Source organism: Nocardia sp. NPDC050378 (assembly GCF_040655675.1).
GTDB classification, from domain to species: domain Bacteria; phylum Actinomycetota; class Actinomycetes; order Mycobacteriales; family Mycobacteriaceae; genus Nocardia; species Nocardia coubleae.
The window spans coordinates 158,607-179,914 of sequence record NZ_JBFAKI010000006.1 but is presented as its reverse complement, the minus strand read 5'-3'; the positions used below and the strand labels follow the sequence as shown (position 1 = coordinate 179,914).

Sequence of the window (21,308 nt, the reverse complement as noted above, 5' to 3'; positions counted from 1 at the left end):
AGGTGGTTCGCGACTGAATATGGAACTTGCCTAAACTGAGAACAGAATTTCTGTTCACGAGAATACGATGCCGCGACCCGGCGGCACCAGAGGAGCATCCATGTCCGACCAGTCCCAGCCGCTGCACGGCCGCACCGTGCTCGTCTCCGGCGCCAGCCGCGGCATCGGCGCCGCCATCGCGGTGGCCGCCGCCGAACAGGGCGCCGACGTCGTCCTGCTGGCCAAGACCTCCGAACCACACCCCCGGCTGCCCGGCACGGTGCACACTGTCGCGGCCGAGGTCGAGGGCGCCGGTGGCCGTGCCGCCGCCGTGGTCGGCGACGTACGCAAGCCGGAGGATGTCGCGCGCGCCGTGTCGGTGGCGCTCGAGCGATTCGGCGGAATCGATGTCTGCGTGCACAACGCGGGTGCCATCGCCACCGAGCCCACCGAAGCGCTGTCGATCAAGCGCTTCGATCTCATGCACGACATCAATGTGCGCGCCACGTTCCTGCTCACCACCGCGTGCCTGCCCGCCCTGCGCAAGTCGGCCGATCCGCACGTGCTCAGCATCTCGCCGCCGATCAATCTCGCACCGCGCTGGCTCGGTGCGCACCCGGCCTACACCCAGTCCAAATACGCCATGACCCTGCTCAGCCAGGGCTGGGCGGCCGAATTCGACGCTGCCGGAATCGGATTCAGCTGCCTGTGGCCGCAGACCTACATCGCCACCTCAGCCGTCGCGGCCCTCGACAATGCCGCCGACCAACTCGCCGCCGCACGCAGCCCACGGATCATGGCCGACGCCGCCGTCGCCATCCTCGGCCAACCCGCCCGCAGCGTCACCGGACAGTGCTTCCTCGACGTCGAAGCGCTCGCGCGTTTCGCCGGGATCGACGATTTCGCCCGCTACGGCGGCGGCCCCACCCCCACCCGGGACCTGTTCGTGGACTGACACCACGAAAGCGGCGGCCGGGTTGCCCCGCCGCCGCTTTCGCTCGCTCGATGGCTCAGAGCTGAGCCCAGACCGACTTGGTCTTCATGTAGGCCTCGACGCCCTCGCGCCCGAATTCGTGACCCCACCCGGACTGCTTGTACCCACCGAACGGCACGGCGTGATCGAAGACCAGCTGGCAGTTCAGCGAGACGGTGCCCGCCTGCAGCCGCTTGGCGAGCCGGTGCGCACGGCTGAGGTTGGTGGTCCAGGCGGTCGCGGCCAGACCGTAGGAGGTGTCGTTGGCCAACGCGACCGCCTCGTCCTCGTCGTCGAACGGCAGAATCGTCACCACGGGGCCGAAGATCTCCTCGCGGTAGAGCCTGCTGGTGGCGGGATCGACATTGGTCAGCACCGTGGGATGGACGAAGTAGCCGCTGCGATCCAGGCGGTGCCCGCCGGTGACGACCTCGACACCGTCGGCTTTGCCCTCGTCGATATAGCCCATCACGCGGCCGAGTTGCTTGGCGCTGATCAGCGGGCCGATCATGGTGCCCTCTTCCTTGGGCCCGCCGAGCTTCAGGTTGTTCGCCACCGTGGCGATGCCCTCGACGACGCGTTCGTAGACGCCGCGCTGCACGAAGATCCGCGAACCGCAGACGCACCCCTGACCGGAGTGGATGAAGATGCCCATCGAGGCCATCATCACCGCCATGTCCAGGTCCGCGTCGTCGAAGATGAGCACCGGTGACTTGCCGCCGAGTTCCAGCATCACCTTCTTCAGGTTGCCCGCCGACGCCTGCACGATCTGTTTGCCCACCTCGGTGGATCCGGTGAAGGCCACCTTCTCGACATCGGGATGCGCCGTGATCGCGGCACCCGCGGTGTGCCCGTAACCGGTCAGCAGGTTCACCACTCCGTCGGGCACACCTGCCTCGGCGATGAGCCGGTCGATCAACAGCGCCGACAGCGGCGTCTCCTCGGCCGGTTTCACCACGCTGCTACAGCCGGCAGCCAGCGCCGGGGCCAGTTTCGCGCAGGCGTTGAAGACTGGCCCGTTCCACGGGAAGATCAGGCCGACCACGCCGTAGGGCTCTTTCAGCGTGTAGGCGTGCATGTTCGCGTAGGCGCCGGAGACGCCACCGGTCATCTGCACCTCGTAGGCCGAGCCGCTGAGCTTGGTGCACCAGCCCGCGTAGTAGCGGAAGAACTCGGCGCAGGTCGGAACGATCATCTGTGCCTGCGCAAGTGGCATACCTGTATTGAGCGAATCCAGTTCTGCCAACTCCTGGACATTCGCATCCATGAGGTCGGCGATACGCCACATGATCTTGGCTCGCTCACGACCGGGCAACCCCTGCCAGACGCCGGACTCGAACGAGGCCTTCGCACGGGCAACGGCTTCGTCCACCGCCTCGGGTCCACAGTCGGTGAACTCGGTGATCTGCTCCTCGGTCACCGGGTCGATGATCGGGATGACCTCGCCCTTTCCGGGTCGCTCACGTATTTCGTCCAGTACCGATCGCAGCGTCATCGCAATCCCCTTCGGCGTCACGGCCTCGTGCACACAAGTCCTGCAGACAGGCTTAGCATCGAGACGAAACCGTGGTCAAGAGGATCGTTCTAATTTTTGATAATTATATTCTCGCGAATGTGGTTCCCGGAGTGTCCCAGGCCCACCAGGTCAACCGCCCAGGTACGCGGGTTCGGAAAGGTTCCGCCTTATCGCCCCGGAGCCGGTGAAGTTGTAGTACGACTCACTTCGTGGATGAAGCTCAGGGCGCAGGTCCGGTCACCGACTGGTGGGCCTACGCGCACCGGCACCCGCTGCGGTATCGCCTGGCGGTCCTGGCGACCGACGCTCGCGAGGTGGTGACCCACGCCGGCGGCTGGCTGTTCGACCGCTCGATGGCGGGGTGGGACGTGAATGTCGTTCTCGCCGATGTCACCGACCTGCGGCCGCTGCAGATCCTCGGCGCGACCGTCCTCGAACTCGAAGGACCACTCTCGGTTCCGGTGCATCACAGCTGGCCCGATGTGCTGGCGGTCGCACCGGATCTGCTCCGGACCGACCACCGCGTGCACGACGGCGTGCTGAATTGCCTGGACAACGATCTGGTCGAGGTCGTGTTGTGGGGTTCGGTACCCACAGAGTTCCGTCGGCACGTCGAGGGGATGAGCCATCGGCTCACCGGCGCGGCACGCGCGTTCAAAGCCCGCGCACTGGCCGCGACCGACGGCGCAATCGGGCCGATGTCGGCGATCGAAGGGTTCCACAGCAACACGGCGTCGCACGCGGCGGCCAGGGGCGCGATCGGCCTGCCGTCGGCCCGCTGACCTCCCGCCGCCCGTCAGGCCGAGGACGGCTGCGCACCGCGCGTGGCGTTGCGCTCCAGCCACTCGGTGAGCGAGCGGCCCGCGTCGAGCACATGCCGTTCGGCGATGGCCCGGGCCCGCGGCGCGTCCCGTGCGGTGAGGGCGTCGATGAGCTGGCCGTGATCGTCGAGCGAGTGCTGCTCGTGCTCCGGGAACAGGCGCAGGAAGTTCGAGGGGACCACCCGCACCGCCTGCTTGATCTGGGTCAGCAACCGCGGTGAGTGCGCGGCCCGATGGATCTCCTGGTGCAGCCGCCAGTTGGCGTCGCCGATCGCGTCGTCTCCCGCGCTGGCCGCGACCTCGGCGGCCAGTGCGCGCAAACGTTCCAGCTCAGGGGTGCTCGCACGCTGCGCGGCCCAGGCCGCGGCCTGCCCCGTGAGCACGCCGAGGATGGTGAAGCTGTCCATGATGTCGGCCGGACTGATCCCGATGACCGTGATCCCGCTGCGCGGGGCGACCCGGACCAGCCCCTCATAAGACAGCTCGAGGAGTGCCTCGCGCACCGGAGTGCGGCTGGTGGCGAATTCGTCGGTGATCGCGTCCAGATCGAGGCGCGTTCCCGCGGGCAGTGCCCCGGTGAGGATGCGATCGCGCAGCTCGCGGGCCGCCCGTTCCCGAACGGTCCCTGCGATATCGGTGGCCATCCGCGCATCCTAACAGGACAGAAGTACCAGGTTTGATATCTGATATACCAGATGTTACATTCCAATTATGGCGATGAGACACGGCGACCGGATGACGTTGGTCGCATTCATGCAGGCGGGCAACACCTCGGTCTACTCGGGTTCCTGGCGGCACCCGGCCACCGAGCACGGCTATCTCGACGCGTCGTATTACGCGAAGGTCGGGCGGCAGTTGGAGGAGGGCTGCTTCGATCTGATGTTCTTCGACGACCGGCTGGCGATGCCCGGCATCTACGGCGGTTCGGTCGACGAGGCGGTCCGCACGGGCGCCCGCCCGGTGAAGCTGGACCTGGGTGTGGTCCTCGGCGTCTTGGCGCAGAGCACCTCACACATCGGCCTCGGCGCGACCTACTCCACGACCTACTACGCGCCCTTCCACGTCGCGCGCACCTTCGCGACCCTCGATCACCTCTCCGGCGGCCGGGCGGGCTGGAACGTGGTGACCTCGGTCAACGACAGCGAGGCGCAGAACTTCGGCATGGACGCCCACCTCGGGCACGACGAACGCTACGACCGCGCCGACGAATTCCTCGAGGTGGTCAGCGGCCTGTGGGATACCTGGGACGACGACGCGATCGTGCACGACCGCGCGGCGGGCGTCTTCGCCGATCCCGCCAAGGTGCACGAACTGCGCCACGCGGGCCGCTTCTTCTCCACCCGCGGACCGCTGACCGTCCCGCGTACGCCGCAGGGCCGACCGGTGATCATCCAGGCGGGCTCGTCCGGCCGTGGCCGCGAATTCGCCTCGCGCTGGGCGGAATTAATCTTCACCGGCGATCCGGGTCTCGAGGTGGCGCGCGATCACTACGCCGACCAGAAGGCCCGGATCTCCGATGCGGGCCGCGACCCGGCCTCGGTGCGCATCTGCCCGATGGCGTACGCGGTGGTCGGTGAATCCGAGCAGCACGCCAAGGAGCGCGAGGCCATGCTCCTGGAGGATCTCGTGCATCCGATGGCGTCACTGACGTTGCTTTCGGAGCTGATGAACTACGACTTCGCCCAGCACGATCTCGACGACCCGGTCACCGACGAGCTGATCGCTTCGGTCTCGGGAATCCGTGGCCTCGTACAGAACCTCCGGACCCACATCGGCGGCACCGTCACCGTGCGTGACCTCGCGGGTCACCGCGCCACCCTGTTGCAGGGCCCGCGGTTCGTCGGCACCGGCGAGCAGGTCGCCGACCAGATGGCCGAGTGGTTCCACGGTGACGCCTGCGACGGTTTCGTGCTGGCGGCCACCCATATGCCGGGTTCCTTCGAGGACGTCACCCGGATGGTCGTGCCCCGGTTGCAGCAGCGCGGGCTGTTCCGCACGTCCTATGACGGCACGACCCTGCGCGAGCACCTCGGTCTGCACCGTCCTGTCCCCAGCCGCACCGGCACCGCGGTGTGACATGAGCAAGGCCATGCTCGACGGGCTGCGGGTACTCGACCTAGCCACGCTCGCGGCGGCTCCGCTGGCCGCGACCTACCTTGGCGAATTCGGCGCCGAGGTGATCAAGGTCGAACAGCCGACCGGCGGCGACCCGATCAGGACCTGGGGCGCGCAGCGCGACGACGTCGGGCTGATGTGGAAGTCGGTGTCGCGCAACAAGAAATCGATCACCTTGGACCTGCGTGTCACCGAAGGCCAAGACCTGCTGCGCCGGCTCGTCACGACCGCCGATGTGGTGGTGACCAACACCCGCCCGCAGACATTGCGCAAGTGGGACCTGGACTATCCGAAGCTGCGCGCGGTGAACGAGCGCATCGTGATGCTGCACATCACCGGCTTCGGACTGACCGGGCCCAAGAGCGAGCGACCCGGGTTCGGCACGCTCGGCGAGGCGATGAGCGGATTTGCCCACATCACCGGCGAAGCGCAGGGTCCGCCGACTTTGCCCCCATTCATGCTGGCCGACGGCGTGGCCTCACTCAATGCCGCCTACGCCGTGCTCATGGCGCTCTATCACCGCGACGTGCACGGCGGACCGGGACAACTGATCGACATCAACCTGGTCGACCCACTCACCCGGCTGCTCGAGCAGACGCTGCTCAGCTACGACCAGCTCGGCATCGTGGCACAGCGCGCGGGCAATCGCTGGGACATCTCCGCGCCCCGCAACACCTATCGCACCGCCGACGGCAAGTGGCTGGCGATGTCGGGCAGTTCACCCGCGTTGGCGCTGCGCGTGTTTCGTGCCATCGGCCGAGCCGATCTGATCGACGACGCCGACTTCGCCGACCCACAGAACCGGCTCGCCCGGGCACGCGAAGTCGACGACATCGTCGCGGCCTGGGTGTCGCAGCAGACCCTCACCGAAGCGATGAAGATCTTTGATGCCGAACAGGTCGCCGCGGCGCCGGTCTACGACATCGCCGATCTGGTGCAGGACGAGCAACTGCGTCACCGCGAGGTGTTCGTTCCGGTCGACGACGACGAACTCGGCACGATGACCGTGCAGGCGCCGGTGCCACGGTTCTCCGCTGCGCAGGGCCGAGTCGCCCACCTCGGACCGCGCCTCGGCGCGCACAACACCGAGGTCTACGGCGAACTGCTCGGGCTGAGCGGCGACGACATCGACGACCTACGCCGTCGCGGCGTGCTGTGAGTCACCCACCACCACAAAGGATTCCACGATGACCCTGTTGATCCGGCGCTCCGAGCTCGCGCTCCCGGCCTGCAACGACCACATGTTCGCCAAGGCCCTGGGCTGCGGTGCGGACCTGGTGTTCCTCGATCTCGAGGACGCCACCCCCGAAGCGCTCAAGGAGCAGTCCCGCGAGAAGGCGATCACCGCGCTGACCGAACTGGATTGGGGGCGAACCGTGCCCGCGATCCGGATCAACGCGCTCGACACCCGCTGGTGCCATGACGACATCATCGAAGTGGTCAGTCGCGCGGGTGCGCACCTGCACACGATCGTGGTGCCCAAGGCACGCACCGCCCGCGATGTGTGGTGGGTCGATGTGCTGCTCACTCAGCTCGAGGACAAGCTCGGCCTGGAGCACCGGATCCGCCTCGAAGTGCTGATCGAGGAGGTCGAGGGACTCGCCAATGCCGAGGCGATCGCGGTCGCGAGTCCGCGCGTGGACGCCCTCATCTTCGGTGTCGGCGATTTCTCGCTGTCGCAGGGCGCCCGGGTGGACACCAATTTCGAACCGCTCGGCGACTACCCTGGCGACTTCTGGCACTACGCCCGCAACAAGGTCCTCGTCGCGGCCCGCATCGCCGGCATCGACGCCATCGACGCACCCTTCCCCGACTACGGCAATCTCGCGGGCTACGAGCGCGATGCCCGCCGCGCGTCGCTGCTCGGCTACACCGGCAAATGGGCGATCCACCCGAACCAGGTGCCCATCGCCAATACCGTCTACTCCCCCACGCCCGCCGAAATCGCCCTGGCCGAACGCAATATCGCCGCCTATCGCGCCGCCGAGGCGGACGGACGCGGCGCCGTCGGCGTCGACGGGGTACTCGTCGACGCGGCGCACATCAAGATGGCCGCGGCGACCCTGGCCCGGGCCGCCGCGATCGATCCCCACCGCGCTGCAGGCAGCCCGGTGCCGGTCGGCAACTGAGCTTGGGTACCCAAGTCGAGCGGCGCGTCACCGTACCCGGTCGCGCCGCTCGCCTTCGACCTCGCGCAAGAACGCTTCGATGAGTTCGATGACCTCGGCGTGACCGGTATCGACGTCGAAAGTTTCCTCCATCCGAAGGAAGCGCGAGACGCTCGACATCAGCAGCACGAGGGCACCGGGTGTGTAACCGACCGCGCTCGAGTCGTAACCGGCCAGAATCTTGGCCACCGCATCGAGTTGCAGCGCGCGGAATCGCCGGGAGGACGCGGCGATCTCGGCCCTGATCGCCTTTCTGTGGTTCGCCAGGGCGACGAATTCCATCGTCAAGGCGGTGTGGGACTGGTCGTGGATGGCGTCCCACAGCGCCCACAGCGGCTGCGCCGCATCCAAGGCACGCAGTTGCCTTTCGTAGCTGCGGTCGGCGCCGCGCTGGAACAACTCGATGAACAAGTTGTCCATATTGCTGAAGTAGTAGTAGACGAGCGCGGGATTCACACCGGCTCTGGTGCCGAGGCGCCGGGAGCTGACGGCCGCGTAACCCTCCTCCAGCATGATCTGCTCGGCCGCGTCCAGCAGCGCGGTACGGGACGTGGAGTTCTCGGCGTCGGAGCTGCGCTCGGCTTTCACCTGGGGACCTGTCTGTCGTGCGAGGGGCAGTCGGCCCACCGCATGGTTCGTGGTTCGTTTCGCCGACCGCGCCCAGTGGTGCTGGGGTGCACCAATTTACGGCCACAAGTGGCCGCGAACTCCGGCAAGGCCGGTTCACGAGCCGACTCTTGACAGTCGTGAGCGCCGTCACGTATATCTTAATCACTCGCTCAAATTGAGCAGTCGATTAACATCCCGGAACAGGCCTTATCCGGCATTCCGGCAGCCCCCGACGGCCCGACGGCCGTCACGATCCCCCCCTTCGGCGCGTGGTTCCCCACTGCGCCGGGCACGTCGCCATCCCACGACGGACGCGGCGAATCGCCCGCCTTGCCGACGAGCAGAGGACACCGACATGAGCAGCACAGCCCCGATATCCGCAGAGCGCGGAAGCCGACGAACGACAGCGAGTCGGGTCGCCGTGGTGACCGGTGGAGCGTCGGGCATGGGCCGCTCGATCTGCGCGGCACTCGCCGATGCCGGGCATCGGGTCGCCGTGCTCGACGTCGACGGCGCCGCCGCGCAGCGCGTGGCCGAACAGCTGACCACCAGCGGTGCGACGGCGATGGCGTGCACCGTCGACGTCACCGATCGCGACGCGGTCCGCGAGGCGATGGCCAAGGTGCGGGCCGAGTTCGGCGCGATCGAAATCCTGGTCACCAGTGCGGGATCCGTCGACTTCGCGCCCTTCACCGAGATCGCGCCATCGGCATGGAACCGCGTCGTCGATGTGAATCTCAACGGGGTCTTCCACTGCGCGCAGGCCGTCGTCGCGGACATGGTTGCGGTCGGATGGGGCCGGATCGTGACGATCTCGTCGTCGAGCGCACAGCGCGGTTCGCCGGGCATGGTGCACTACACCGCGGCCAAGGGCGCCGTCGTGGCGATGACCAAGGCGCTGGCGCGCGAATACGCGGCGGCGGGAATCACGGTCAACACGATTCCGCCCTCGGGCATCGATACCCCCATGTCGCGCCAGTCGCAGGCGTCCGGGCATCTCCCGGACAACGCCACCATGACCAGAGCGATCCCGGTGGGGCGCTTGGGAACCGGTGAAGACATCGCCGCGGCATGCGCGTTCCTGTGCTCGGAACAGGCCGGCTACATCACCGGCCAGGTACTCGGCGTGAACGGTGGGTCGGTGATATGAGCGATTCCGCCGCTCCCCGGCTGGCACCGCTGCCGGTGCGGGACTGGGACACCGACACCCGGGCCATGTTCCGCGGACATCTCTCCTCGGCCGAGAAGTACCTGTCCGGCGCACCGGACGCCCCGGCCATGCCGGGCATTCTCGGGATACTGGCCCATCACACCGCGCTCGCGAGTGCCTGGCTCGCCTACAACGGCCTGCTATTGGAGCGACCGACGGTCGATCCGTGCGATCGCGAGCTGGTGATCCTGCGCGTGGCCTGGCGCAGCGGCTCGGATTACGAATGGGCACAGCATGTTCGGATCGCCACCGGTCTCGGCGTCACCCCCGCACAGATCGACGCGGTCCGGCACGGACCGCAGGCCCCGGTGTGGTCGGCGGTGCAGCGCTGCCTGCTCGCCATGACCGACCAACTGCTGGACCGGCATCGCGTCGACGACGCCACCTGGGCGCAACTGGCACAGCATTTCGACAATCGGCAGCTGATCGAGCTGTTGTTCATCGCCGGCTCGTATCTGTGCCTGGCGCTGGTGCTCAACAGTGTTGCCTTGCAACCGGACCCGGAACGGGAGGAACGATCATGAGCGAACTCGTCAGCGAACCAGCCACTGGTCATCAATGGCCGAGGCCCGCCGAGGGCAGCTGGACCGAGCACTATCGGGACCTCGGCACCTCGATGATGTCGTTCGAGGACTCGGTGTCGCCGGAGTTCTTCGAACTCGAGCGCTCCGCGATCTTCACACGTGCCTGGCTCAATGTCGGCCGGGTGGAGCAGCTGCCACGCACCGGCAGCTATTTCACCAAGGAACTCGATGTCGTGCGCACCTCGCTCATCATCGTGCGCGACCGTGACGGTGCGATCAACGCGTTCCACAATGTGTGCCGCCATCGCGGCAACAAACTCGTCTGGAACGAATTCCCCAAGGAGGAGACCTCGGGGGTCTGCCGTCAGTTCACCTGCAAGTATCACGGCTGGCGCTACGGTCTCGACGGCTCGCTCGGTTTCGTCCAGCAGGAAGGCGAGTTCTTCGACCTCGACAAGTCGGAACTGGGACTGGCCCCGGTGCATTGCGATGTGTGGGCCGGGTTCATCTTCGTCAATCTCGACACCACACCCCGACAGAGCCTGCGGGAATTCCTCGGCCCGATGATCACCGATCTGGACGGCTACCCGTTCGACAAGATGACCGAATGGTATGAGTTCAAGGCCGACAACCAGAGCAACTGGAAATTATTCGCCGACGCGTTCCAGGAGTACTACCACGTTCCGGGGTTGCATTCCCAGCAGATCCCCAGCGCGGTACGTACGCCGGGCAAAGGCTTCGAATGCGCGCATTTCCAGCTCGACGGCCCGCATCGGATGGTCTCCACCGGCGGTGCGCGACGCTGGACGTTGCCGGCGGAGTTCATGTATCCGATCGAACGCCTCACCCGCAGCGGATTGGTCGGCCCGTGGGAGTCCCCCGAGCTGGGCGAGCCACCGAAAGGCTTGAATCCGGGGCGGGTCGAGCCGTGGGGCATCGACAACTTCCAGATCTTTCCCAATATCGAGATCCTCATCTACCGCGGCTGGTATCTGCTCTACCGCTATTGGCCCACCTCCTACAACACCCACCGATTCGAGGGAATGCTGTGCTTCCAGCCCGCACGGACGGTCCGTGAACGGGTCGAGCACGAGGTCGCCTCGGTGGTTTTCAAGGAGTTCGCCCTCCAGGACGCCGGGATGCTCACCGGCACCCAGACCGCGCTGGAGTCGGCCTACCGCACCGCCGGGATGACCCATTTCCCGGTCAACGATCAGGAAATCCTTGTGCGCCATTTCCACAAGGTCGTCGCCGACTGGGTCGACGAGTACCGCACCGAACTCGCCGGAGCAGACCACCGATGACATCGACCATGCTGCCGCCCGCCTTCGCCGACCTCGAGCGGTTCGCCGCCACATGGTGTCTGGCCACCGAATCCGAACGCTATGCCCGCCGCCTGGCCAGTCCGATGCAGGAGCTGATCGACTTCTACGACGCGTGCTTTCCGCGGGTCGAGGACGCCCTGTCCTATTGCGACAAATACCAGCTCGACGAATTGCCCGAGGACGCCGTTCACCTTCTGCACCTGGTGTATTCGCTGATCATGGTCGCGATGGCGGTGGAGATCTTCCAGCAACCCAAGCCCGTCGACAGCGCCGACGCCGAACTCGAACGCGTCGCGGCCCCCTGGCCGTGAGACCCGAAGGAATCCCACCATGACGATCACCATCGAGAAACTCGGCCGCGCCGTCGGCGCCGAAGTCGTCGGCGTACGACGAGAGCAGTTGCTCGCCGATCGCGATGTCGCCGACACCGTGATGCAGGCCCTCGAGGAAAACGGAGTGCTGGTCTTTCGCGGTCTGCACCTCGACCCCGAGACCCAGGTCGCGTTCTGCCGCCTGCTCGGGCAGGTGGACACCTCGCCGGGCCATCATCCGGTACCCGGCATCTACCGGGTCAGCCTCGACACCGCCAAGAACTCCTCGGCGAGCTATCTGCGCGCCACCTTCGACTGGCACATCGACGGCTGCACCCCCGAGGACGACGCCTACCCGCAGATGGCGACGGTCCTCACCGCCAAAGCGGTGGCCACCAGTGGCGGCGAGACCGAATTCGCCAGCGCGTACAAGGCTTTCGACGATCTCAGCGCCGAAGAACAGACCTCGCTGCGGTCGTTGCGCGTGGTCCATTCGCTCGAGGCGTCCCAGCGCGGCGTCACCGCGGAGCCGACACCGGAGCAACTGGCGGCCTGGCGCAAACGCCCGACCAAAGTGCATCCCCTGATCTGGACGCACAAGTCCGGCCGCCGTTCGCTGGTGCTCGGCGCCTCGACCGACCACGTTGTCGGCATGCCCGTCGAGGAAGGCCGGGCCCTGCTCGACAGCCTGCTGCGGCGGTGCACCACCCCGGATCGCGTCTACCGCCACACCTGGTCGGTCGGCGACACGGTGATCTGGGACAACCGCGGTGTCATCCACCGCGCCGCACCGTATCCGGCGGGCTCGCCACGAGAAATGCTGCGCACCACGGTGCTCGGTGAAGAACCGATCGAATAGGAACTCATCATGCCTCGTTGGCCCAAGCCCGCCGAAGGTAGCTGGACTCAGCACTACCCCGAACTCGGCACCGAACCGATGTCCTACGAAGATTCGATCTCGCCGGAGTTCTTCGAACTCGAGCGCGCCGCGATCTTCAAACGCGCCTGGCTCAATGTCGGGCGGATCGAACAACTGCCCCGCACCGGCAGCTATTTCACCAGGGAGATCCACGCCGCGCACACCTCGCTCATCCTGGTCCGCGATCGCGACGGCGGGGTGAACGCCTTCCACAACATCTGCCGGCATCGGGGAAACAAGCTGGTGTGGAACGAATTCCCGCGCGAGGAGACAGCGGGCACGTGCCGCCAGTTCACCTGTAAATACCACGGCTGGCGCTACGGGCTCGACGGATCGCTGACCTTCGTGCAGCAGGAGAGCGAATTCTTCGACCTCGACAAGAACGCCCTCGGGCTCGCGCGGGTGCACTGTGAGGTGTGGTCGGGATTCATCTTCGTCAACCTGGCCGCCGAGCCACGTCAGACGTTGCGGGAATTCCTCGGCCCGATGGTGACCGGCCTGGAGGGTTATCCCTTCGACAAGCTGACCGAACGCTATTCCTACCGGGCCGAGGTCGGCGCCAACTGGAAGCTCTATCTCGACGCGTTCCAGGAGTTCTATCACGCACCGGTGCTGCACGGGAAACAGACGCCGGACAATTTCTCCGTTGCCGCGCAGCAGGCCGGATTCGAGGCGCCGCACTACCAGCTCGACGGACCGCATCGCCTGGTCAGCACGTCCGGGGTCGTCACCTGGGAGCTCGATCCGACGATGCGCAAGCCGATGGAAGACATCACCCGCAGTGGCCTGTTCGGCCCCTGGGATGTCCCCGATCTCGGTCCGATGCCTGCCGGGCTCAACCCCGCCGGCTGCGAACCGTGGGGGCTCGATTCGTTCCAGTTGTGGCCGAATTTCACCATTCTGCTCTGGTCGGCGGGCTGGTATCTGACCTATCAGTACTGGCCGACCTCGCACAACACCCACATCTTCGAGGGCAACCTGTATTTCACGCCCGCGCGCACACCTCGCGACCGGGTCGCGCACGAAATGGCGGCCGTCACCTTCAAAGAGTATGGGCTGCAAGATTCTTCGACGCTCGAGGCGACGCAGATCATGCTCGAATCCCGTGCGGTCACCACTTTCCAGCTCAACGACCAGGAAATCCTGCTGCGGCACCTGCACAAGGTCGCCGCCGACTGGGTCGGCGACTACCAGCGCGAACGCGCGGAGGTCAACCGATGAACCGAAACCTCTTGCCTCCCGAATTCGCCGATCTCGAGGAATTCGCCGCGGTGTGGTGTCTGGCGAGCGAACCCGAACGCTACGAACAGCGCCTGAATTCGACGGTCGCCGAGATGCAGCGGTTCTACGACGCGATCACCGCGCGCGCCGAGGACGCGCTCACCTATTGCGACAAGTTCGCGATCGACGAGCTGCCCGAGGACGCGAAGAACCTGATGTATCTGCTGTATTCGATGATTCAAGTGTCCTTTCCCGTGGAGGTGTGGCACCAGCCGCGCATTCCCGACACCGGGGTGGCGTCGTTGCCGTGCGTCATCGAGCCGAGCCTATGAGCGGGCAGGTCGTGCTGCGCGCCGCGGCGTGGGTCGAGGTCGAGACCGGGCAGCGGCACACCCCGGCGGTGGTCGTCGTCGACGGCAACCTGATCGCGGCGATCGACCCGGCCGAGGTGCCCGCGGGTGCCCGGGTGATCGACCTGGGTGAGCTCACACTGTTGCCCGGGTTGATGGACATGGAGGTCAACCTGCTCATCGGCGGGCCCGATACTCCCTCGGGATTGCCGAACCCGATGCACGGGGTGCAGGACGATCCGGTGTACCGGACTCTGCGCGCCTCGGTGAACGCCCGCGTCACCCTGCACGCCGGTTTCACAACCGTCCGCAATCTCGGACTGATGGTGAAAACCGGGGGCTACCTGCTCGATGCCGATCTGCACCGCGCGATCGAACAGGGCTGGCTCGACGGCCCACGCATCGTTGCCGCCGGGCACGCGATCACCCCGACCGGTGGTCATCTCGACCCGACCATGTTCCAGCGCCTTGCCCCCCACATCATGCCGGTGACAGTCGAGGAAGGCCGAGCCAACGGCGTGCCTCAGGTTCGTGAATCCGTGCGCTACCAGATCAAATACGGCGCCGAAGTCATCAAGATCTCGGCCTCGGGCGGGGTGATGTCGCACGGCACCGTCGCTGGTGCCCAGCAGTACTCCGACGAGGAACTGGCCGCGATCGTCGACGAAGCACACCGCGCCGGGGTGCGGGTCGCCGCGCACGCCCACGGCGACGCAGGCATCCGCGCCTGCCTGCGCGCCGGGGTCGACTGCATCGAACACGGTTCCCTGGCCGAGGACGACACCATCGCCCAGATGGTCGAACAGGGTACGTACTTGGTCCCGACGAGCTACCTCTCCGAAGGGCTCGACGTCTCCAAAGCCGCACCGGCGCTACAGAAGAAGGCGGCCGAAGTGTTCCCCCGGGCCAGGGAAACGCTGCGCAAGGCCATCCGCGCCGGGGTCAAGATCGCCTGTGGCACCGACGCCCCCGCTGTCCCGCACGGCAGCAACGCCAAAGAACTGTGGGCGCTGGTCGACCGCGGCATGACGCCTGCCCAGGCGCTGCGTGCGGCCACGATCACCAGTGCCGAACTGATCGGCGTGGACGATCGCGGACGCTTGGCGCCGGGTCTGCTCGCCGACATCATCGCCGTGCCGGGTGATCCGACCCGCGACATCACGACCCTCGACGACGTGCGGTTCGTGATGAAGGACGGTCGCGTCCACAAGTCGCCGTAGTCGACGAAAACCGCTCACCCCCACAGAGATCCGAGGTAGCAATGTCGCCACGTCAGCAGCTCTACATCGGCGGCGAATGGGTCGACTCCACAGGCGGTGAGACGATCGAGGTGATCTCACCGCACACCGAACAGGTCATCGCCCGGGTCGCCGCACCGACCCACGCCGACATCGACCGGGCCGTCGCGGACGCGCGCGCCGCCTTCGACACCGGACCGTGGCCACACACCGACCCGCGGGAGCGGGTGGCGATCATGCGCACGCTCGCCGACCACTACAACGCGCGCGAAGACGAACTGGCACAACTGATCACCGCCGAGATGGGGGCGCCGATCACCTTCGCGCGCTCGGCACACGCCAAGCTGCCCGGCGTCTTGATGCGCGCGTTCGCCGACACCGCCGTCGGATTCCTCTGGGAACAGACCAGGGCAGGGTTCCTCGGGGGCGAGGTCGTCGTCCGCCACGAACCGGTCGGCGTGGTCGCCGCGATCGTGCCCTGGAACATGCCGATGTTCCTGACGGTCGCCAAGCTGATCCCGGCGCTGCTCGCCGGCTGCACGGTGGTGCTCAAGCCGTCGCCGGAAACACCACTGGACGCCCACCACATGGCCGAACTGCTCGATACGGTCGGCGTGCCACCCGGGGTGGTCAGCATCCTGCCCGGCGGGCGCGAGGTCGGCCGGTACCTGGTCGCGCATCCAGGGGTCGACAAGGTCTCGTTCACCGGTTCCACCGCGGCGGGCAGGCAGGTGGCGCAGGTCTGCGGCGCTGCGCTGCGCCGGGTCAGCCTCGAACTCGGCGGCAAGTCCGCCGCGCTCGTGCTCGACGATGCCGATCCCGACGCCGTCGCCACCGGCATGATGGTCGCCGGGCTGATGAACGGCGGCCAGGCCTGCGTCGCCCAGACCCGGGTCCTGGTCCCCCGGCGCCGCAGGCACGAATTCGCCGACGCGATCGCGAACGCGATCGAAAAGCTCACCGTGGGAGACCCTTTCGACCCGGCGACCCGCGTCGGCCCGCTCGTCTCCCACCACCAGCAGCAGCGGGTGCGCGAATACATCGAGCTGGGACGGCGCGAAGGAGCCCGGCTGCTTCTCGGCGGCACCGACCTGCCCGAGGGCGTCGCACGCGGCTGGTACGTCCGGCCGACGCTGTTCACCGACGTGGACAACACCATGCGCATCGCACAGGAAGAGATCTTCGGCCCTGTCCTGAGTGTCATCGCCTACACCGACGACGAGCACGCCGTGTGTCTGGCCAACGACAGCGAGTACGGGCTCTCCGGCTCGGTGTGGTCTCCCGACCTCGAACGCGCCACCGCGATCGCCCGCCGGATACGCACCGGCACCGTCGGGATCAACGAGCCGTACAGCATGGATCCCGTCGCACCGTTCGGCGGCGTCAAGAACAGTGGTATCGGCCGCGAATTCGGTGTCGAGGGCCTCGCCGGCTACCTCGATCCCGTCTCGCTCTCGCTGCGCCCCGCGGCAGGTCGACCGAACGAAGCACCCGGCACATGATCGGCCGGGCGGGCCGATCAGGGCAGCTTGATCGCCGACATGTACATCTCGAGCATCGGCCCGTACAGGTCGACGCCGTCGACCTCGGTGCCGAGCACCACCGTCGGTGTGGTGTGGATGAGTATGCGCGCCAACGTCAGTGGCGGAACCAGCGAGGTCGCCCCCAGCCGCTCGAGATTCTCGACGATGAACCGTCCGAGGACTTCCACTGTCTCTTCGCGCCGGGCCTCGACCCGTTCCCGGATCTCGGGATTGCGCAGCAGATACAACGTGAATTCCATCCCGAGCGCGGCGTGCTGGGTGCCACGCTCGCCGCCGAGCCTGCGCCACAATTCGCCGACCCGGTCCAGTTCCCGCGCCCCCATACTCGACGCCGCCGTCAGCACCTCGGTGAAGGTGTCGAAGTACCGCTGCATGTATCGGTCGTTCACCTCAAGGAAGAGCTCTTCCTTGGTGGCGAAATGCTTGTAGATCGCACCCTTGGTGTAACCGGCGGCATGGGCGATGTCGTCGAGCGTCGCTGCCGCGAAACCCTTTTCGGCGAAAACCTCCTGGGCGGCATCCAGGAGCAAGCCCCTGGTGTGTTCGAGTCTGCGCTCCCTGGTCCAACGCTCAGCCATATCGGCGAGTATTCCACGAATCTCAGAAACCCACTGGTATCTCAGATTCTCACTGGTATATTTCTGGGTGTACGAATACTTCAGGAGGGTGACCGATGACTCCCCCATCGACTACCGCGGCCATCGCCGATCTCATTCCGATTCCCGAGCGCGAAGCAGCTCGTCGGACCACACCGATTCACCAAGGAGGTGCGCTGTGAGCGGACCATCGGAGCCGAACAAGGGAACAACGATCACCGAGCCGGTGGGCAACCTCGCGGGCCTCGGCGCGAAAGTTCAATCGACCAGCAAAGCTGTCAAGATCTGGGCCACCCTCGGTGGTCTCATTCTCGCGCTCCAGATATATGTCTGGCTGCGCTGGATCACCGGGCCGAATTTCGAACGCGTACCCACCGGCCCCAGCGATCCGCCCACCTTCATGAAGGTGATCCTCACCGTCTGGACCGGCGTGATCCTGCTCGGCCTGCCGGTCGGCATCTATTTCTTCATCATCCGGCCCTGGCGGCGGGAACGCCGGATCACGCTCGACGGCATGCTGCTGGTGGCCTGCGGGCTGATGTTCTTCCAGGACCCGTTGCTGAACTACTTCAATACCTGGAGTACCTACAACACCTGGATGTTCAATATGGGCTCCTGGGTGCAGGATGTTCCGGGCTGGCAATCCTATGGTGAGCCGGGCGCCATGATGGCCGAGCCGATCCTGATGAACGCTCCCGGTTACTCCTACGGCGTCCTGCTGTGCACGATTCTCGGCTGCTGGGTGATGCGCAAGACCAAACAGCGGTTTCCGAATATAAACAATATGGGACTGATCGGGGTACTGATCGTCTGGACATTCTTCTTCGATCTCGTCATCGAAGGTCTGTTCCTGATGCCGATGGGACTCTTCACCTATCCGGGCGCGCTGCAGGACTGGTCGATCAACGCCGGCACCTATTACCAATGGCCACTGTACGAAGGACTCATGTGGGGCGGGGTCCAGGCCGGTCTCTGCGCACTGCGCTATTTCACCGACGACCGCGGCCGGACTTTCGTCGAACGTGGCCTGGATCAGATTCAGGGCGGCTTCGTGAAACAGCAGTTCACCCGTTTCCTGGCGATTTTCGCGGCGGTGAGCACCTTCTTCTTCGTGTGCTACAACGTTCCGGCCCAGTTCTTCGCCCTGCACACCGATCCGTGGCCCGAGGATATCCAGAAGCGCTCGTATTTCAATATGGGTATCTGTGGTGAGGGCACCGATCGGCTGTGCCCGCATCCGGATCTGCCGGTCCCGTTCCGCCACAGCGGCTACATCGATTCCAACGGGCGGCTTGTCCTGCCCGAGGGTGCCGAATTGCCGAAGATCGTTCCCTTCGCCGACACCGACAAAGGAAATTGAGATGACGAGTCGATCCAGCGCTGTGCTCGACGTGCCGCACACGCCGTTCTACCGGCCGATCGGTGACGAAGTCGAGGTGTTCCGCGCGGCGGCCGCGGGCGGGCTGCCACTGCTGCTCAAGGGCCCCACCGGATGTGGCAAGACCCGGTTCGTGGAGACCATGGCCGCCGAGCTCGGCCGGGAACTGATCACCGTGGCCGGCCACGAGGACATGACCTCGGCGGATCTGGTCGGCCGGTTCCTGCTCAAAGGCGGCGAAACCGTCTGGGTGGACGGTCCGCTGACGCGGGCCGTGCGGGCCGGTGCCATCTTCTATCTGGACGAGGTCGTCGAAGCGCGCCAGGACACCACGGTGGTGATCCATCCGCTCGCCGATCACCGCCGCGAACTCCCGGTCGACCGGCTCGGCGTCACCTTGCCCGCCGCACCCGGCTTCCAGCTGGTGATCTCCTACAACCCGGGTTACCAGAGCGTTCTCAAGAACCTCAAGGAGTCGACCCGTCAGCGGTTCGTCGCCATCGAACTCGGCTTCCCGCCGCCCGAGATCGAGCGCGAGGTGGTCGCGCACGAAGCGGGGGTCGACGCCGAGACCGCGCGGACGCTGGTCGCGCTCGGCGGCGCCATCCGCAACCTGGCCAACTCGCCGCTGCGCGAGGTGTCTTCGACCCGGATGCTGATTCTGGCCGGCGGTCTCGTCGCCGGTGGGCTGAACCTGCGCAGCGCCGTGCAATCGGCCGTGGTGCAGGCCCTGACCGACGACGCCGATATCGTGCGGGCGCTCGGCGAACTCGTCGACGCGGTCGTGCCACGATCATGACCGGCGACGAACCCGACGGGGTCGGCAGGTTCCGGCTCCTGGCCACCTACATCGCCGGCAGCTCTGTGGATCTCGCAGAGCTGCCGGCGGGCCAGGCCTCTTACACGAACGGTCGGCTGATCTTCGTTTCCGGTACCGATCAACGCCGGGAAATGCTGGTGCAGAGCGCCTTGCTCGGGGCAGGGAGTCTGGAACCGGCCCTGGTGAAGTCGCTGCGGGGGCGGCCCACGACGGCACGCCGATATCTGGCTCTGGAAGGGCGACGCGCACTCGCCGAACTCGCCGAGCGGCTGCCGCTCGCGGCAACCCTCGGCCTCGACCAGCAGCCGCACACCACCTCGGCCGCGCAATCCCTCGCGGTCGCCAAGAGCAAGACCGCGGTCGCCGATCCCCCGGACTGGTTCGGCACCATCAAACCCTCCCAGCTGCTGTCGGCCGAGCCCGGACCCGGCGCGCGGGCAACCGATCGCGAGCTGCACCTGGAATTCGATCTCAGCGACATCCCCGAGGCCGATGACGAGGTGGCCGATTCCGTCGAGAAGTCCGATGAGAGCAAGATCCTGAAGCTGTTCGAGAATCCGCTCTTCAGCGGCAAGTCGGTGATGGACTTCTTCCGCAAGACCATGGGCAACTCCCGCTCGGACGGGGATGGGCAGGCGGGCGCTGAGGCGCCGGTCAGCGCGGTGCGCCGCGCCCGGATGGTCGGGCCGAACGCCCGGCCGCTGCCGACCCGGATCAGATTCACCGACGCCGACAGGCCGGGCGCGGCCGCGGGTATCGGCGGTGCCCTGCATCCGGAGTGGGATGTTTTCAACGACCGGTACAAGGCCGATTGGTGTCGCGTGGTCGACTTCCCGCTCACGGTCGCCGCCGATATCTCGGCCGCGCGGGTGCCGCACGACGATGTGCTCCGGCGCAGGCTCGCGCGGGTCGGCCTCGGCCCGAAGGTGTTGCGCGGCAGGCCCGACGGGGACGAGCTCGATCTCGAGGCGCTCATCGATCTGTTCGTGGACCTGCGGTCGGGATATTCGCGACCGGAGAACGTGTACCTGGAACATCGCAAGCTCGAACGCAATCTCGGCGTGCTGATCCTGGTCGACGCATCCGGCTCGGCGACCGATGCCGACCCCGACGGACTGTCGGTGCACGAGCATCAGCGACGCGCGGCGGCCACCCTGGCCGTCACGCTCGAAGAGCTCGGCGATCGGGTGGCGGTGTACGCCTTCCGGTCCGAGGGCCGCCACGCGGTGCAGCTGCCCGCGATCAAGACCTTCGACCAGCGCTTCGGCGCCGTCGGCCGGGCCAGGCTCACTCAGCTCCAACCCTCGAACTACACCCGGCTGGGAGCAGGCATCCGCGGTGCGGGCGACATTCTCAAAAATGAAGCGGGAACCCAGAACCGGCTGTTGATCGTGCTGTCGGACGGCTGCCCCTACGACGACGGTTACGAAGGCCGCTACGCCGAAGCCGATGCCGCCAAGGCGCTCGAGGAACTGCGCGCCGACGGCGTCGCCTGCCTGTGCCTGTCCATCGGCGCCACCACCTCCGCCGACGCCTTGCAGCGCGTCTTCGGTACTGCGGGTCACGCCGACGCCGCGACGCTGAGCGAATTGAGTCCCCGCATGGACGAACTGTTCCTCGCCTCACTGCGGGAACTGGCCGCACCCACACCGCGGTAGCACGACGTAGCCACCGGAAAGAGAAGGCTCGCA

At 66.5% G+C, this 21,308-nt stretch carries 21 protein-coding genes; 17 read left to right on the top strand and 4 right to left on the bottom strand.

Annotation, left to right across the window (positions count from 1 at the left end):
- Positions 1 to 100 precede the first annotated feature (100 nt).
- Positions 101 to 934 (top strand): SDR family oxidoreductase, encoded by an 834-nt coding sequence (locus tag AB0I35_RS16090; RefSeq protein ID WP_357396731.1) that lies wholly within the window; start codon positions 101 to 103, stop codon positions 932 to 934.
- A gap of 55 nt (positions 935 to 989) precedes the next feature.
- On the opposite strand, the gene AB0I35_RS16085 is transcribed toward AB0I35_RS16090, so the two are convergent.
- Positions 990 to 2,447: an aldehyde dehydrogenase family protein gene (locus AB0I35_RS16085; protein ID WP_357396730.1), complete on the bottom strand. Its 1,458-nt coding sequence runs from the start codon at positions 2,445 to 2,447 to the stop codon at positions 990 to 992.
- A 230-nt stretch (positions 2,448 to 2,677) separates the two neighbouring features.
- Here AB0I35_RS16085 and AB0I35_RS16080 point away from each other — a divergent pair, with 230 nt between their 5' ends.
- The gene (locus AB0I35_RS16080) at positions 2,678 to 3,250 is read left to right on the top strand and encodes a hypothetical protein (RefSeq protein WP_357396729.1); all 573 of its coding nucleotides are present in this window, start codon (positions 2,678 to 2,680) and stop codon (positions 3,248 to 3,250) included.
- Between the two features lie 14 nt (positions 3,251 to 3,264).
- On the opposite strand, the gene AB0I35_RS16075 is transcribed toward AB0I35_RS16080, so the two are convergent.
- Entirely contained in the window at positions 3,265 to 3,933 is a 669-nt protein-coding gene (locus tag AB0I35_RS16075) for a GntR family transcriptional regulator (RefSeq protein WP_357396728.1), read from the bottom strand.
- 67 nt (positions 3,934 to 4,000) lie between these two features.
- Here AB0I35_RS16075 and AB0I35_RS16070 point away from each other — a divergent pair, with 67 nt between their 5' ends.
- The 3 genes from AB0I35_RS16070 to AB0I35_RS16060 are packed head-to-tail and all read left to right on the top strand — an operon-like array spanning position 4,001 to position 7,533.
- On the top strand, positions 4,001 to 5,365 hold the full coding sequence (locus AB0I35_RS16070) for an LLM class flavin-dependent oxidoreductase (protein WP_357396726.1): 1,365 nt from the start codon (positions 4,001 to 4,003) through the stop codon (positions 5,363 to 5,365).
- 13 nt (positions 5,366 to 5,378) lie between these two features.
- Positions 5,379 to 6,563, top strand: a complete 1,185-nt coding sequence (locus tag AB0I35_RS16065) for a CoA transferase (RefSeq protein WP_357397011.1) — start codon at positions 5,379 to 5,381, stop codon at positions 6,561 to 6,563.
- Positions 6,564 to 6,591: 28 nt separating this feature from the next.
- Positions 6,592 to 7,533 carry a CoA ester lyase gene (locus AB0I35_RS16060; RefSeq protein ID WP_357396725.1) on the top strand — a complete coding sequence of 314 codons (942 nt, stop codon included), beginning with the start codon at positions 6,592 to 6,594 and terminating at the stop codon, positions 7,531 to 7,533.
- A gap of 27 nt (positions 7,534 to 7,560) precedes the next feature.
- On the opposite strand, the gene AB0I35_RS16055 is transcribed toward AB0I35_RS16060, so the two are convergent.
- Positions 7,561 to 8,160 (bottom strand): helix-turn-helix domain-containing protein, encoded by a 600-nt coding sequence (locus AB0I35_RS16055; protein WP_357396724.1) that lies wholly within the window; start codon positions 8,158 to 8,160, stop codon positions 7,561 to 7,563.
- Positions 8,161 to 8,536: 376 nt separating this feature from the next.
- On the opposite strand from AB0I35_RS16055, the gene AB0I35_RS16050 reads away from it, so the two are divergent.
- The 9 genes from AB0I35_RS16050 to AB0I35_RS16010 are packed head-to-tail and all read left to right on the top strand — an operon-like array spanning position 8,537 to position 16,781.
- A complete protein-coding gene (locus tag AB0I35_RS16050; protein WP_357396723.1) occupies positions 8,537 to 9,331 on the top strand; it encodes an SDR family NAD(P)-dependent oxidoreductase in 795 nt (264 codons plus the stop codon).
- The gene (locus tag AB0I35_RS16045) at positions 9,328 to 9,915 is read left to right on the top strand and encodes a carboxymuconolactone decarboxylase family protein (RefSeq protein ID WP_357396721.1); all 588 of its coding nucleotides are present in this window, start codon (positions 9,328 to 9,330) and stop codon (positions 9,913 to 9,915) included. The genes AB0I35_RS16050 and AB0I35_RS16045 overlap by 4 nt, the downstream gene beginning before the upstream one ends.
- Positions 9,912 to 11,219 carry an aromatic ring-hydroxylating dioxygenase subunit alpha gene (locus AB0I35_RS16040; protein WP_357396720.1) on the top strand — a complete coding sequence of 436 codons (1,308 nt, stop codon included), beginning with the start codon at positions 9,912 to 9,914 and terminating at the stop codon, positions 11,217 to 11,219. The genes AB0I35_RS16045 and AB0I35_RS16040 overlap by 4 nt, the downstream gene beginning before the upstream one ends.
- Positions 11,216 to 11,551, top strand: a complete 336-nt coding sequence (locus tag AB0I35_RS16035) for a hypothetical protein (RefSeq protein WP_357396719.1) — start codon at positions 11,216 to 11,218, stop codon at positions 11,549 to 11,551. Before AB0I35_RS16040 ends, AB0I35_RS16035 begins: the two co-directional genes overlap by 4 nt.
- A gap of 19 nt (positions 11,552 to 11,570) precedes the next feature.
- Positions 11,571 to 12,410 (top strand): TauD/TfdA family dioxygenase, encoded by an 840-nt coding sequence (locus tag AB0I35_RS16030; RefSeq protein WP_357396718.1) that lies wholly within the window; start codon positions 11,571 to 11,573, stop codon positions 12,408 to 12,410.
- Positions 12,411 to 12,419: 9 nt separating this feature from the next.
- Positions 12,420 to 13,691 carry an aromatic ring-hydroxylating dioxygenase subunit alpha gene (locus tag AB0I35_RS16025; RefSeq protein ID WP_357396717.1) on the top strand — a complete coding sequence of 424 codons (1,272 nt, stop codon included), beginning with the start codon at positions 12,420 to 12,422 and terminating at the stop codon, positions 13,689 to 13,691.
- On the top strand, positions 13,688 to 14,023 hold the full coding sequence (locus tag AB0I35_RS16020) for a hypothetical protein (protein WP_357396716.1): 336 nt from the start codon (positions 13,688 to 13,690) through the stop codon (positions 14,021 to 14,023). Before AB0I35_RS16025 ends, AB0I35_RS16020 begins: the two co-directional genes overlap by 4 nt.
- Positions 14,020 to 15,261 carry an amidohydrolase family protein gene (locus AB0I35_RS16015; protein WP_357396714.1) on the top strand — a complete coding sequence of 414 codons (1,242 nt, stop codon included), beginning with the start codon at positions 14,020 to 14,022 and terminating at the stop codon, positions 15,259 to 15,261. Before AB0I35_RS16020 ends, AB0I35_RS16015 begins: the two co-directional genes overlap by 4 nt.
- Before the next feature lie 41 nt (positions 15,262 to 15,302).
- A complete protein-coding gene (locus tag AB0I35_RS16010) occupies positions 15,303 to 16,781 on the top strand; it encodes an aldehyde dehydrogenase (RefSeq protein ID WP_357396713.1) in 1,479 nt (492 codons plus the stop codon).
- Positions 16,782 to 16,798: 17 nt separating this feature from the next.
- Here AB0I35_RS16010 and AB0I35_RS16005 read toward each other — a convergent pair whose 3' ends face one another.
- Positions 16,799 to 17,401: a TetR family transcriptional regulator gene (locus AB0I35_RS16005; protein WP_357396712.1), complete on the bottom strand. Its 603-nt coding sequence runs from the start codon at positions 17,399 to 17,401 to the stop codon at positions 16,799 to 16,801.
- 244 nt (positions 17,402 to 17,645) lie between these two features.
- Here AB0I35_RS16005 and AB0I35_RS16000 point away from each other — a divergent pair, with 244 nt between their 5' ends.
- Genes AB0I35_RS16000 through AB0I35_RS15990 form a run of 3 tightly spaced genes read left to right on the top strand, consistent with a single transcriptional unit; the run spans position 17,646 to position 21,275 of the window.
- Positions 17,646 to 18,779, top strand: coding sequence for a spirocyclase AveC family protein (locus AB0I35_RS16000; protein WP_357397010.1), 1,134 nt, complete (start codon positions 17,646 to 17,648; stop codon positions 18,777 to 18,779).
- Position 18,780: 1 nt separating this feature from the next.
- Positions 18,781 to 19,596, top strand: coding sequence for a CbbQ/NirQ/NorQ/GpvN family protein (locus AB0I35_RS15995; protein WP_357396711.1), 816 nt, complete (start codon positions 18,781 to 18,783; stop codon positions 19,594 to 19,596).
- Positions 19,593 to 21,275, top strand: a complete 1,683-nt coding sequence (locus AB0I35_RS15990; protein ID WP_357396710.1) for a VWA domain-containing protein — start codon at positions 19,593 to 19,595, stop codon at positions 21,273 to 21,275. Before AB0I35_RS15995 ends, AB0I35_RS15990 begins: the two co-directional genes overlap by 4 nt.
- The last annotated feature ends 33 nt before the right edge of the window (positions 21,276 to 21,308 follow it).